10 protein-coding genes are annotated in these 14,311 nt (G+C 53.0%); all 10 read left to right on the top strand.

Features of this window, described 5'->3' with window-relative positions:
• Nucleotides 1-90 precede the first annotated feature (90 nt).
• The 10 genes from H8S80_RS14220 (at nucleotide 91) to H8S80_RS14175 (ending at nucleotide 14,273) form a co-directional block, all read left to right on the top strand.
• Nucleotides 91-1,695: an FAD-dependent oxidoreductase gene (locus tag H8S80_RS14220; protein ID WP_117631990.1), complete on the top strand. Its 1,605-nt coding sequence runs from the start codon at nucleotides 91-93 to the stop codon at nucleotides 1,693-1,695.
• Between the two features lie 136 nt (nucleotides 1,696-1,831).
• Nucleotides 1,832-3,193 (top strand): ABC transporter substrate-binding protein, encoded by a 1,362-nt coding sequence (locus tag H8S80_RS14215; protein ID WP_117631992.1) that lies wholly within the window; start codon nucleotides 1,832-1,834, stop codon nucleotides 3,191-3,193.
• Nucleotides 3,194-3,279: 86 nt separating this feature from the next.
• Nucleotides 3,280-4,146: a carbohydrate ABC transporter permease gene (locus H8S80_RS14210; RefSeq protein ID WP_002602583.1), complete on the top strand. Its 867-nt coding sequence runs from the start codon at nucleotides 3,280-3,282 to the stop codon at nucleotides 4,144-4,146.
• A gap of 11 nt (nucleotides 4,147-4,157) precedes the next feature.
• Nucleotides 4,158-4,997, top strand: coding sequence for a carbohydrate ABC transporter permease (locus H8S80_RS14205; RefSeq protein WP_002602584.1), 840 nt, complete (start codon nucleotides 4,158-4,160; stop codon nucleotides 4,995-4,997).
• Nucleotides 4,998-5,029: 32 nt separating this feature from the next.
• Nucleotides 5,030-6,769 (top strand): glycoside hydrolase family 9 protein, encoded by a 1,740-nt coding sequence (locus tag H8S80_RS14200; RefSeq protein ID WP_117631993.1) that lies wholly within the window; start codon nucleotides 5,030-5,032, stop codon nucleotides 6,767-6,769.
• 1 nt (nucleotide 6,770) lies between these two features.
• Nucleotides 6,771-9,236, top strand: a complete 2,466-nt coding sequence (locus H8S80_RS34265) for a helix-turn-helix transcriptional regulator (protein WP_117631995.1) — start codon at nucleotides 6,771-6,773, stop codon at nucleotides 9,234-9,236.
• A gap of 17 nt (nucleotides 9,237-9,253) precedes the next feature.
• Nucleotides 9,254-10,330, top strand: coding sequence for an SIS domain-containing protein (locus H8S80_RS14190; RefSeq protein WP_002602588.1), 1,077 nt, complete (start codon nucleotides 9,254-9,256; stop codon nucleotides 10,328-10,330).
• Between the two features lie 9 nt (nucleotides 10,331-10,339).
• Nucleotides 10,340-11,290 (top strand): BadF/BadG/BcrA/BcrD ATPase family protein, encoded by a 951-nt coding sequence (locus H8S80_RS14185; protein WP_117631997.1) that lies wholly within the window; start codon nucleotides 10,340-10,342, stop codon nucleotides 11,288-11,290.
• A 9-nt stretch (nucleotides 11,291-11,299) separates the two neighbouring features.
• On the top strand, nucleotides 11,300-12,595 hold the full coding sequence (locus H8S80_RS14180; protein WP_117631999.1) for an MFS transporter: 1,296 nt from the start codon (nucleotides 11,300-11,302) through the stop codon (nucleotides 12,593-12,595).
• 250 nt (nucleotides 12,596-12,845) lie between these two features.
• Nucleotides 12,846-14,273 carry a deoxyguanosinetriphosphate triphosphohydrolase gene (locus H8S80_RS14175; protein WP_117632001.1) on the top strand — a complete coding sequence of 476 codons (1,428 nt, stop codon included), beginning with the start codon at nucleotides 12,846-12,848 and terminating at the stop codon, nucleotides 14,271-14,273.
• Nucleotides 14,274-14,311: the final 38 nt, after the last annotated feature.

The raw sequence follows: 14,311 nt of genomic DNA, 5'->3' as shown, positions 1-14,311 counted from the left end.
TTTTCTTGTGAAAATATACTATCAGTTGTGATAGTTGTGGATATAAATTGTGCATTATATAATAAGAAAAAAGAAACGGAGTGAACAGCCTTGAATCAATATAAAGGGGAAGCGTGGCTGGGAGAAGAGCCACAGATCAGGGAAGAAACCATAACCGAAACAGTGTCCGCGGATATCATTGTGGTAGGCGGCGGTCTGGCCGGAGTGGCGGCCGTCAGGCAGGCGGCGGAGATGGGACAAAAGGTTCTTCTCTTTGAAAAATGCAGATGTGTTCAGGCCAGATCCGGAGACTTCGCCGTCATGGACAGCAAGGTGGCGAAGCGCTGGGGACGGGATCATCTGAATAAAACAGAGATTGTCAACAATCTGATGCACGACATGGCCTATAAGGCCAGTCAGAATATTTTGAAACGCTGGTCGGAGGAAGCTGGAAAGGCGTTCGACTGGTACCTGGAGGGGCTGGAAGATATTGCAGTTCTGGACCGTACCGATCAGGCCCCGCCAAAAGGCGTAAAATGCTATGTACAGCCGAGGCGTCTGCCTCTTCCGGAAGGTTTTGACAACGCCCAGGAGAATTTCAAATGCTACCAGGTGACTGCATGGATCCGTCCATCCCATATCGCCCTGTGCCGCGGTAATTTTGAACTGGCGGAGAAGACGGGAAATGTGACCTCCTTCTTCAATACACGGGTAAAAAAGCTATTGAAAAACGGTGACGGCCGGGTGGAAGGCGTGATCGCCGGGACCAGGGAAAGCGGCCTTATAAAGGCTTACGCCTCAAAGGGTGTCATTCTGGCTACGGGAGATTACATGAGCGATGAAGCAATGCTGAGACGGTTCCTGCCCGGAATGATGGAGACGCCGAAGCAGTGGACCAGCTACGACATGGACCGGCAGCCATCCAACACGGGTGACGGCCATAAGATGGCACTCTGGGCCGGAGCGAAGCTTCAGGACAGCCCACACGCGCCCTGCGCTCATCATATGGGGAGTGTATTCGGCGTAGCGGATTTCCTGCTTCTAAATACCCGTGGAAAACGGTTCGTCAATGAGGACGCGCCGGGACAGCAGATGGGCAGTCAGATCGAGAATCTGCCGGACAAAACGGCGTGGCAGATCGTGGACGGGAACTGGAGAAGCTATATACCGAAGGAGTATCCGAACCACGGCTCTGTGTGCTTCGTCATGGAAGATGAGGAGCTGGAGAGCGGGACGGTTTATGATAAGCTTTGCTTTATCGACAACTACATCGCACCGAAGTATGTCCGGAAAGCGGTGGAGGATGGCGTTCTTCTGGAAGCGGAGACGCTGGAGGAGCTGATTGTGAAAACGGGTCTTCCTGCGGATACGGCGCTTGCGTCGGTGGAACAGTACAACCGTCTCTGTGAGCAGGAAGAGGACACGGACTACGGCAAGAGAAAGGACCGGCTGTTTGCAGTAAAACAGGGGCCATTTTATGCAGCAAAATTTACACCGGCAGTCATGATTGCGGCTATGGGAGGAATCCAGAGTGATGAGGAGGCTCACTGCTACGACACAGAAGGAGCGATCATTCCCGGTCTATACGCTGCGGGAAATGTGCAGGGAAACCGGGTAGCCGTGGATTATCCTCTGACCGTGCCTGGCCTGAGCCATTCGCTGGCTCTGGTATACGGAAGAATCGCTGTAGAGAGCGCGGTAAGGGAGAGCCGGTAAAGCTCCAGATAAATAAGGCAGACAATAAATCAATATAAATATCAATTCAATATAAATATCAATTCAACATATATACCAAACCAACATAAATAGCAAAAACTGCGCAGCTGCGCATGAAAATGGAGGAAAAGGAATCATGAAAAAAGCAGGAAAAGCTGTGGTACTGATGACGGCTCTGGCGGTAACCGGAGCACTGCTGGGGGGCTGTGCGGGCGGCACGGCGGACAGCAAGACGGAAGCGGGGCAGACCGAAACGGGAAAGACGGAAGCTGGTAAGGGCGCAGAGGATTCCGCAAAGACGGAAGCAGCCGGGGGAGATGCTGCAGAAGGAACTGTAAAAGAAGATATCCGTGTCGTCACGTATTTCGCAGGTTCCGATGCCTACGCGCCGGTCTGGAAAGAGGTGTGTGCCGATTACATGAAGGACCATCCGGGCATCACCATCGTTGACGAGTCCCAGCCGACTTCAGGAAGCAACGATTTATTCAAGACGAAGGTTCAGGCCGATCTGGCAGCAGGCAATCCGGCGGATCTGGTACTTTACTATACAGGCGAGGCTTATACGAAGACCTTCGAGGACTCAGGGCTGTTCGTGGATTTCGGAGACATTTTGAAGGCAGACCCGGAATGGGCAGGAAACTTCAAGGAGTCCCCGCTGGAAAATGTTCAGTATCAGGGAAAGCAGTACGCACTTCCCTTCATCGGATATTATGAAGGAATGTTCTACAACAAGGCGCTGTTTGAACAGTATGGACTGGAAGAGCCGACCACATGGGAAAATATCATGAAGGCAAACGAAGTATTTTCCCAGAACGATATCGTGACGCTGTCCATGTCCCTGGGAATGCCGTATATCACCACGGAAAACTTCATTATGGGCGCTTCAGGCAAGGAAAACCACAGAAATTACTTTGACGACAGCTGGGGCATTGCCATCGACTGCATTGCAGAGCTTTACCAGAAAGGCGGACTGCCGAAGGACACCTTCACCATCTCAGAGGATGATGTAAGACTGCTCTTCTCAGAAGGAAAAGCGGCTATGATGATCAATGGCTCCTGGTGTACAGAGAGCCTTCAGGGCAATCCGGACATGAGAATCATCTCCATGCCGACGCTTCCGGGCGGTACAGGCGGTGAAAACTGTGCGATTGCAGGATTTTCCTCCGGATGGCATATGACAAAAGCGGCCAATGAGAGAAGCGGAGAGACTTTAAAATTCTTAAAATATATGACATCACCGGAGACCATGGCCAGATTCATCGCCTACGGCGGAAGCCCTGCCATCGTCTGCGACGCACCGGAGAATTCCAGCGAACTCTTAAAGAGCGCAGTAACCATGCTGGAGAAGGCGCAGTACCAGGATGCGGCTCTCGACTCTCAGGTGAATCATGAGGCGTATGAGACCTTAAACAATGGAATCCAGTACGTCTGCGAAGGCCAGATGACGAGCGCGGAGGTGCTCAAACAGGCCAAACAGCTGAATGAGTCCGGTCAGTAAGGCAGACGGGAAAGACAGTGATGAAAGCCGGGGGTTGTGCTCGAACGGGTACAGCCTCCGTGTGCTCATAGCAAGGAGGAAAAAACGTGGCACTGAAAGGTAAAAAATATGTTTGGATCTGCATCGCGCCGGCCATGATCCTGATTATGGCGTTTTTGATCTATCCACTCATAAAGACGGTAATATACAGCTTTTCTTCCTGGTATAATTTTGCGCTTACCAGTGAATGGATTGGTCTCGACAATTATAAGCGGATCTTCTCGGACATGGTCATGCCCGTGGCATTTAAAAATACGGCGATTCTGATCGCGGGCGTGCTGATTTTCCAGGTGGGATTTGCGCTTTTGCTGGCGATCATGGTGGACAGCGCCCATCACGGATTTAAACTGTTCCGGACGGTTTACTTCTTCCCGATCGTCATTTCCGGTACGGCGATCGGCCTGATGTTCACTCTGATTTACAAGTATGAATACGGACTTTTAAATTACTTTGTCACACTTCTGGGATATGACAAGCAGGTGTGGATCACGCCTAAGACCGCGATCTATCTGGCCCTGATCCCTGTTTTGTGGCAGTATATTGGCTTCTATTTCGTGATTTTCTTAACCGGTATCTCCAAGATTCCGGAGGACATCTACGAATCCGCCATGCTGGATGGCATAACCCCGGTGAAGAAGATTTTCTATATTACGATCCCGATGTTGAAAGATGTGCTGGTATCCACCGTGGTGCTCGTCGTATCCGGGTGTTTCCGCGTATTTGACACCATCTACGTGATCACCAAGGGCGGCCCCATGAATTCCAGCCAGCTGCTAAGCACCTATATGTACCAGACTGCTTTTGAGAAATACAACGGCGGATACGCCAGCGCCATCGCGGTGGTGATGATCATCATCGGCGTATTGCTGACCATCGGGCTTCGGAAGCTTTTGAAGGCCGATGTCGAAGAGTAAGGAGAGACGGCATGGGAAATAAAAAACTAAAAATCAGCAGTATCCTGTTATACGCGGTTCTCATTTTCTGGCTTCTGATCACCGTGATTCCCATTCTGTGGGTATTTGAAAATTCGTTTAAGCCTTCGGAAGAAATTCTGTTAAATGGAGTAGCCTTTCCGAAAAGCCTGGATTTTTCCAATTACCGTTCCATCTTTTCGTATCCGGATGTGAATATGTTCCGCTCCTTCTTTAACAGCTTCCTGATATCCGGAGGCGTGGTGGCGGGAGTGGTCTGTTTCGGAGGCCTGGCTGCATTTGGTCTGGGACGGTTCGATTCGGGAGTCGGAAAGGTGGTGGAGGCCGGCATGGTAGCCTGTCTTCTGGTTCCGGCATTTGCAACTATGATCCCCAACTTCGTTACGGTAAGCCGCCTTCCGATCCGGGAAACGTACCTGGCGGTTATCGTCCCCCAGGTGGCAGGCAATCTCTGTTTCGCCATCATGCTTCTGTCGTCCTATATGCGCTCCCTTCCAAACGAACTGGATGAGGCGGCCATCATCGACGGCGCGGGACCGTTTCAGGTCTTAAAGCACATCACGGTGCCGCTGTCGAAGCCCATGTTTGCAACCGTGGGAATCATGGTATTTATCTGGTCCTACAATGACCTGATTACGTCCCTGGTCTACATATCCGATCAGAAGCTGAAGCCTGTCTGCGTGATACTGACTATGGTCAGCAACATGCACGGCACGGATTACGGCGCCATGATGGCGGCTATCTTTATCACGGTGATCCCGGTTCTCATCCTCTATATGATGTCCCAGGAAATGGTCATCAAGGGGCTGACCGCGGGTGCGGTAAAAGGATAAAACGGTACTGCAGTGAAAAAAGGAGAGTTTGGATGAGAGTATTTGTCAATCATATTGGATTCGACGAGACGGATTATAAAACAGCAGTTCTGGAGCTGGAACAGGAGGCGGCGGAGATAACCGCCTGGCTGGAAGCGGATAACGGGGAACGGCATCACGCGGCGGTGAGCGGCCCGGAACGGATCCCGGACTGGTCGGAGGGCTGCTACTGCGTCCTGGACTTTTCCGATGTCAGACGGGAGGGGACGTACCGGCTTGCCGGATATGCCGGTGGAAAGGCATTTCGATCGGAGATCATCACGGTCACCGGCGATTTCCTGAACCTTCGCATGGTGAATGCATCCAGAGCTTATCTAAAGGGGGAGCGGTCTTCCGGTGAGTGGATGAAGGCCGACCGGAACGTGCCGTTTGCGGGGGCGAGGGAGGGGACTCTGGATTTACACGGAGGCTGGTATGACGCCACCGGTGACTTTGGAATCCATCTGACCCAGCTGTCCCACACGGCTGTCTATAACCCCATGCAGTCCCTTCTGCCTTCCTATGTCTGTTTCGATATTGCGGACCGGATGGAAAAAGAGGAGCTAAGAGACTGCAGAATCTTAAAGAAGGAGCTTCTCGACGAGGCGTACTGGGGCGCGGATTATGCGATGAGACTTCACCGCGAAGGCGGCGGATTTATCCGATCGGTGGACCGGGGGGAGGCGTTTTCCGAGGAACAGCGCCGTTCGGTGGACTATGAGTATTTCCGGTTCAGCGGGCATGAAGAGGATGAAAGCTACCTGGCAGAGACCATTGAAGAGAAGCATTATGAGACGTGTATGCGAAGCGGAGCCGGACTGGCGGCCGCGATATTGGCCTCCGCTGCCCGGCATAACGGTGCTTCGGGGGAGTATCCCTGCGGCCGGTATCTGCAGGCGGCGGAAGAGTCCTTTCAGTATATGACGGAGCACAACGAACAGTATTCCAGCGACGGAACCTGGAATTTCCTGGACCGGTACTGTGCCCTGGCGGCGGCAGCCGAGCTGTATGAGGCCACGTGCTCTGAGAAATACTTAGAGGAGTGCAGACGATTTTTCCGCGGGATGAAGGACAGCGCTGTCTCTATGGAGCAGGGCGTCTGGTTCACGGCCAGGGAGGGAGAACTGTATTTCCATCCTTCTGATGAGGGATTTCCTCTCATTGCCATGATGAAATACGGTAGTCTGGAACCGGAGGAAATGCGGAGAAAAGAGGCGATGGACCTGGTGGCACAGGCGTTTGTCCATGTGCTTTCCATCAGTGGGAAACCGTTTGGATACGCGGCATTTACACAGAAGATGGGGGAGACAGAGACCAGCCGGTACTTCTTTCCTCACGATACGAAGGCGGCGCCCTGGTGGCAGGGGGAAAATGCCAGAATCGCATCTCTGGCCGCGGCGGCACTCCGTTTTTCCTGGCAGAAGGAAGCGGGGGAAATGTCCGGTGCGCTCCGTAAGTTTGCCGGGCACCAGCTGGACTGGATCATGGGATGCAATCCCTTCGACAGCTGTATGATCGACGGCTTTGGCAGAAACAACATTCAGTATTTCTTCCGGAACCAGTATGATTTCATGAACAGTCCGGGGGGAATCTGTAACGGAATCACGTCGCGGGAAGCGGATGACAAGGGGCTTGAGTTTATCATGGTCCCCACCGCGGAATGTGACGACAACTGGAGATGGGCGGAGCAGTGGCTTCCCCATGCCTGCTGGTATTTAAATGCCATGGGCTGGAAACTGAAACGGGTGAAATGATATGGCTTCCAAATATATTGAACGCAAACGAATATTAGTGAAAATGGAGAATATCGAGAGGTATCCTCTTTCCATCGTTCACGCCCCCATGGGATATGGAAAGACTGTGGCGGTGCGGGAGTATTTAGACACCACTGAGGCGGACTGCGTCTGGGTCTCCCTGGCAGGCTCGGAGGGGGAAGCCGACTATTTGTGGGCGAGACTGTGCGATGCCTTAAACGAGGTGAATGAGGACCTGGCGGCGCGGTTTTCTGCCATCGGATTTCCCTATGACTGCTTTAAAACCGACGCGCTCTTAGACGTTCTCATGGACTATGATTATAAAAATCATCTGATTCTCGTATTCGATGATTTTCACACAATTGAGGAAAACAGCGTATTTGATCTGATAAAGGCCATCGTCCGGGAGCGGCTTTCCGGCCTTCATATCGTGCTCATCACCAGGGAACTGGCAAAACTGGATGCGGCGGATTTATACCAGAAGCAGCTGTGCTTCACTATCACGGAGAAATCCTTAAAATTCAACCGGGAAGAGGTGTTCCAGTACCTGGATTTCATGGAATGCCGGATGAGCGAGGAAGAACGGGAGCGGGTCTACCAGATTACCGACGGATGGGAATCCATGCTTTATATCACCGCAAAGGGAATCAAGCAGGGACTTCCCGTGGGCAAGAGTGCCACTGCAGATGACATCATTGAACAGAACTTCTACCATGACTTAAGCCCGGCGGAAAAGGAGGTTCTGTGGCGGCTGTCGGTCCTGTCATCCTTTACGAAGCGCATGGCGGCCGCAGTGCTGGATAATTCGGAGCTTTACGACGCCTTCGAAATGCTCATCAGCAAGAGTGTATTTTTCGTCTTTCATGAACCCGGCCACACGTACCGGCTGAGAAATATATTAAGAGACTACATCTACGAGCGCGCCCTGATCGACCGGGTGGATTTTACGGAGGTTTACAGAAAGAGCGGGCAGTGGCTGCTGGCCGACGGCCAGTACTCCAAAGCCTTTGAATGCCTGTACCGGGCGGGAGAGCTGGAGGAGATTCTCTCCATTTTAAACCAGGATACCCAGAACGACAAGGGAATCTGGAGCAGCGGAAATATCCGCCAGGTGTTTGAAAAGGCCGGCAAGGAGCTGTGCTACCGGTATCCGTTCGCCTATTTAAAATACCTGCTGGCCTGTGCCATGGACAGGAAGCGCAACTACATTCCCCGGGTAAAGCTCTGCCTCGACCGGCTGGAGGAATACTGCCGCGGTTCTGAGTGCAGGGATGAGATGCGGGAAATGGTTCTGGGAGAAATCTGCATGGTGCGGAGCCGGATTTCCTTTAACGACATCGCGGTCATGGCGGAATATGCCAGAAAGGGCGCGGAATATTTCGGCGGCGGCTGTTCCTGCATCGTGACCAAGGAGACGGAATTTACCTACGGGCTTCCCTGTATGCTGATGGGATACGTGAAGGAGCAGGGAAGTGTGGCGGAGGTGCGGGACGCCTTTTGCACCCAGGGGATGAGCTTTGCGGAATCCACCGACGGCTGCGGAATTGGCTGCGACTCCCTGGCTGCGTCCGAGGCTGCGCTGGAGACGGGAGCATGGGAGCAGGCGGAGCTTCACGCCTATAAGGCGTATTTTAAGGCGAAGGCGGCGGAGCAGCTGGGCATCATGATTTCTTCCAAGCTGGTGCTGGACCGTCTGAATCTGATACAGGGGAGCAGCAGGGACCGGATCCTTTCGAACAGTACGTTAAAGGACGAGGTGATCGCGGCCAACAACCCGGTTTTAAACACCACCTTTGATTTGTGCGGCGCCTATATTAACGGATGCTTAGGAAGGGTGGACAGCATTCCGGAGTGGATCAGGAAAGGGGATATCGAAAAGGGAAATTTCCTCTTTCAGGGAACCGGATTTTTCTATGTGGTCTATGGAAAATGCCTCCTGCTGGGAAAAAAATACATTGAACTGGACTCCCTCTGCGAATCCTTTTCCACCTTCCTAAAGCCGTTCCAGTACCACCTGATCCGGATTTATTTCATGATTTATGAGTCTGTGACGAAGAGCTATTTAGAGAGCCGCCCCAGGGGCGGGGAGATCTTGAAAGAGGCGCTTAAGCTGGCGGAGAAAGACCATCTCATCATGCCTTTTGCCGAGAATACGGGCCATGTCAGGCTGATGCTGGAGGCGCTGTTAAAACGGGAAGAGAATCCCTATATCCGGGAGGTGCTGGAGGCCTGCAGGCGGTACAGCAGCCAGCTGAAGCTTTTTCACGCCTGCGAGGTATCGCTGACGGACCGGGAGCTGGAGATTTTAAAGCTGCTGGACGAGGGCTATACCCACGAGGAAATCGCCGGTGAGATCTATATTTCCATCGCCACGGTGCGGTACCACGTCAAAAATATCTACCAGAAAATGGATGTGAACAACAAAATACTGGCGTTAAGAAAAGCGAAAGATCTAAATCTTATTTAATAAAGGAGAAACCCATTATGGAGAGCAATGCGCATATTGTAGAATACTGGAAGACACAGCCGGAGGTCCTGGAGGCGTGTTTAAAGAACAGCCTGCCGCTTACGGAGAACTTCGTAAAGCTGTATAAGGAGGTCAGCCCGACCCACTTATATCTGGTGGGAAGCGGCACTTCCTTAAATGCGGAGGAAACGGCAGTCTCCTTTATGAAAGAGATGCTGGATATCGATGTGATTTCCATGCCGTCGTCCTACGTACATAATATCCGCGGAGAACGGCCGCTGCTGGTGTTTCTGTCTCAGGGCGGTTCCTCGACCAACACCTTAAAGGCGATGGAGGAGATGGCGGCATATCCGTATATTACGGTTACGGGGGAAGAGACGTGTGAGATCGCGGCGCGAAGCCCTCACCACATGATTATCGGATGCGGGGAAGAGCCGGTAGGACCGAAGACCGTGGGCTATACGGCGTCGGTCATGATCCTGTACTTGATGGCCATGGAGGCGGCGAGGGCCGTCGGGATCATCGGGGAAGAGAGATACGCTGCTGTCCGCACCGGACTTTTAGCAGGGATATCCCATATGCGGTACAATATGGAGGCCATTTCCGGATGGGCGGCCGATCATAAGGAGAAGCTTAAGGAGATTGAAAAGTACATCTTTATCGGCCATGGAACGGGAGCGGCCGCATTAAAGGAAGGCTGCTTAAAGGTTCTGGAAACCATTAAATATCCCGCATTCAGCTATGAGTTTGAGGAGTATTTACACGGCCCGATCCTCGCGGTGGACGATCACACGGGAGCATTTCTCTTTCTCTCAGGAAAGCTGGGAGAGCGGGAGCGTTTCAAGCGGCTGGCAGAGTGTCAGAGCAAGTACTCCGAATACACCTTCCTGATTACCGACGAGGAGGGGGATTCAGACGAAAAGACGTTAAGGATCAAAAAGACGGGAGCCATGTACACGGAAGTCTTCGAAATCGTGGTGATTCCCCAGTACCTTGCCGCTGTGGTCCAGGGATATCTAGGCATTGTGGATGGGTCGCCCCTGTACGACGAGTATACAGCGCTCTGTCCAACAAAATACAGGAATGGTAAATAAGGTGACGATATGGATTACGTATTAGGAATTGACTCTGGGGGAACAAAATTTCTCGTGAAAGCGGTGGGAATGGACGGAAAGGAACTGGCGGAGTACGAAGGGCATCCGGCGGGGCTGTACCGTTTTTCCAGAAATGAGGCGGTTCGCACCATTCAGGACAATTTGGAATGGTGCATCGGTCAGGCCGGGCTGGCGAAACCGGACTGCCGGGCGATCGTCTGCGGGACCACCGGCATTGACAGCGAAGAGGACCGGCAGGAGGTGGAGGAGATCTACCGGCTGCTTCCGGGATTTTCCTGTCCTGCCCTGTGTGTCAATGATGCCGAGGTGGCCCTCTATGCGGTGACCGGAGGAACGGGCGTCGTAGTGATCTCAGGAACCGGCTCCATCGCATTTGGGCGGAATGGCGGCGGCAGGACGGAGCGCAGCGGCGGATGGCCTCCCTGCATCTTCGGGGACGAGGGCTCCGGCTCATGGCTTAATCTGAAAGCGCTGGAGTACATGAGCCGCGTCCTGGATGGAAGGAAAGAGCGAACGCTGCTCTACGACCTGCTGAATCAGGAGCTTGGAATCAGCGGGCCCAAGGATTTAATCCGCATCTGCCAGAGAATCGAACGGGAGAACACCGGCTTTTTAAAACTGGGACCGGTCGTGATGAAGGCACTGCGGGAAGGCGATGAAAATGCCGGGGAAATCACCCGCACCGAGGCGGAGCTGACCTTTGAACTGGCGGATTCGGTGGTGCAGAAGCTTGAAATCTGGCGGGAACCGGAGTTTACAGTCGGGGCATGGGGGAGCGCTATCGTGAAAAATCCGTATCATTTTGAACTCTTTAAGGAACGGTTTCTGGAGAAATACTCTAATGTGACGGTGACTGTGGCGGTTCGTGACGCGGCATACGGGGCATGCAGGATCGCCCTCGATATTCTGGGCGGTGAAACCGGAATCTACCGGTTTTAGGAGGCGGCTATGAAGAAGAATCCATGGTTTCGTTTTCTGATCCTCCAGTGCTGCGCCGTGACTGTCAGTGTGTCCCAGCTAAAGGTCTCGGCAGTTATGGAGCAGGTGGCCCAGGGCTTTTCCATCTCCATGGGCGCTGCTGCCAGACTGATGTCATTTTTCACGGTCGCCGGCATCGTGCTGGCGATACCCGGAGCGGCTCTGATGGAGCGGATGGGAGCAAAGCGTCTCCTGCTCCTTTTAATGGCCTGTCTGTTTGCCGGAAATGCAGTGGGGGCCGTGGCAGGGGCCTATCCCCTGCTGATGGCCGGAAGGCTGCTGGAAGGTGTGGCTTACGCCATGATCATCATGGTTGGCATCGATCTGATTAACACCTGGTTTCCCCACGGCGGCGCAGGAACCGCCACGGGAATTTTCAATACGTTTGCAGCAGTCGGCAATTTTATCACGCTGAACGGCGCTCTGATGGTAGTTAAGAGATGGAATGTGAGGACGCTGTGGTGGATCGGCGCGGCGCTGGCGGCTGTAGATCTTATTCTGGTTTTGGCGTTTATCCCCGCGAGCAACGAGCCAAACGGACACGCTGGCGCGTCCATTTGGCGACTGCCGCGAGGGTCAAAAACTCCGCTGCTCGCAGTGGGGGTTTTGACTCTGGAGGAAAAGCCAATTCCGGACCGAAGCAGGAACCGGGAGAACGATGGTAATACGGCCGCGTCTTCCACGGGAGCTATGGTGCGTGAAGCGTTTCGGGACAAGCGTCTCATGAGCCTGGGCGCGGCTCAGATGCTTATGGCGTTTATCCTGTTTGGATTTATCACCTGTTATCCGCTGCTTTTTACCGGCTACTACCATCTGGCGCCGGAGAAGGCCAACTTCTATTCCAGCCTGAATGGCCTGTTTGGCATTCCGGCCTGTATCGTATGCGGAATTCTGGCGGAAAAGACCGGAAATCCCTGCCGTGCGGCCATGGTTGGAGCCGTGGGAACCGTTATTGCCGGACTCACCATGCTGATCCTGACACCCGGAACGTACGTGGTTCATGTGCTGGCCAGCGCTGTATTCCCAGGCGGACTTGTGATGACCTCCATCTTCTGCATGGTGCCCGCCATCGCAAAGCGAAAGGAGTCAGTTGGCTACTATATGGCGGTTGTAAACCTGCTGTACTACACGGGGGTATTTTTTGCAACGCCGGTTATGGTGAAACTCATGGAAGTATCATGGCCGGCGGCAGCCGGAACCGTTGCGGTCATGGCGGCGGCATCGCTCGTTTTTTTATTTCACAGTAAGGTACAGCCTGCGAAATAAAAACCCTCCGGGGGATGCGCACTTCGCGCTGTGCGGCGGAAGAAAGGGCGGCAGGAAGATCCTGAAATAGAGTTGACAGCTGATTCTGTATACGATTATAATAAGTGCAGAAAAAGGTTCATTTCGGAAACGTGAAATGAAGTTGGAAATTGTAACAGTTCAGACGGCGGATGTCTGAACTGTTACGGAAAATCAACAAAAATAGTCACTGAGCCTGCCGGCGGGTGGCTATTTTTTTAGGAGGTATACCATGGAATGGAGTACACTGTTATGTGAGGACAGAATCAGGAGTCTGGTGAAGAGACCGACGGGAACGGATTTAAGGACGGAGTTTGAAAAGGATTACCACCGCATCATCGGAAGCGCGTCATTTCGCCGCCTGCAGGATAAGACGCAGGTATTTCCGCTGGACCGCAGCGACTTTATCAGGACCAGACTGACACATTCGCTGGAGGTATCGTCATTTGCAAAGTCGCTGGGGCAGAATATCTCCGCCAGCATCCGGACCGTGATTAAGGATGAGTCGTTTCTGCCGGAGCACGCACTGGCCATGTGCGATATTTTACAGTGTGCCGGGCTGATTCACGATATTGGTAATCCGCCTTTCGGTCACTTTGGAGAGACCGCCATTCAGGACTGGTTTAAGAGGAGACTTCCCGAGCTGCGCTTTCAGAGGAGCGGGGAGGAGGAGGCGCGGCCGCTTGACGAGGTGCTGAACCGCCAGATGGTGGAAGATTTCTATCATTTTGAGGGAAATACCCAGGCGCTCCGGGTGGTGACCAAGCTGCATTTCCTGGTGGACGAGCACGGCATGAATCTAACAAAGGCGCTTCTGGCTTCTATCATTAAGTATCCGGGATCGTCTCTGGAGGTGGATAAGCACAGCGGAAACATCAAGACGAAGAAGATGGGGTATTTCTATGCTGACCGGGAGGCATTTGACGATATTCAGGCTTCCTGCGGGACGAACGGGGCCAGGCATCCGCTGGCATTTATTCTGGAGGCGGCCGACGATATCGCCTATGCCACTGCGGATATTGAGGATGCGGTGAAGAAGAACTGCCTGACCTTCGAGCAGCTGGTCCGGGAACTGACGGAGTATAAAAAAGAGAGTCAGAATGAACGGTATCGTGATATGGTGTCATGGCTGACGGACAAATACAACCGGGCCGTGAGTAAGGGCTACAGCCGCCCGGATTTATATGCGGTCCAGAACTGGGTGGTCACCATGCAGGGGCAGATGATCGGCGGGGCCACGGAAGGCTTTACCAACAATTATCAAGAGATTATGGCGGGAACGTATAAGAAGGAGCTGACCGCGGGTACGGATGCGCAGCTTCTCATGGAGGCGCTGGGAGACATCGCCTACCGGTATGCGTTCGTATCCAAACCGATCCTGAAGCTGGAAATTGCGGCGGAGACTATTTTCAATTTCCTTCTGGATAAGTTTGTGGATGCAGTGCTTTATTTCGATACGGGAAGAAAACAGAGCGCGGTACAGGAGAAACTGGTCTCGCTCATCTCCGATAATTACAAGAAGCTGTATTTTATCTGTTCGGATGGGAAGAGCGAGGAGGAGAAGTTGTATCTGAGACTTCTGCTGGTTACCGATTATGTGTGCGGGATGACGGACAGTTATGCGAAGGACTTGTATCAGGAGTTGAATGGGATTGCGTAAAAAGCAGGGAGTAAAGCAGGGACTGAATCCAAAAAGTC

The sequence above is a fragment of the Hungatella sp. L36 genome, from assembly GCF_014288035.1.
Note: the sequence above shows the minus strand (reverse complement) of the source record. Positions and strands in the feature narration are given on the sequence as shown.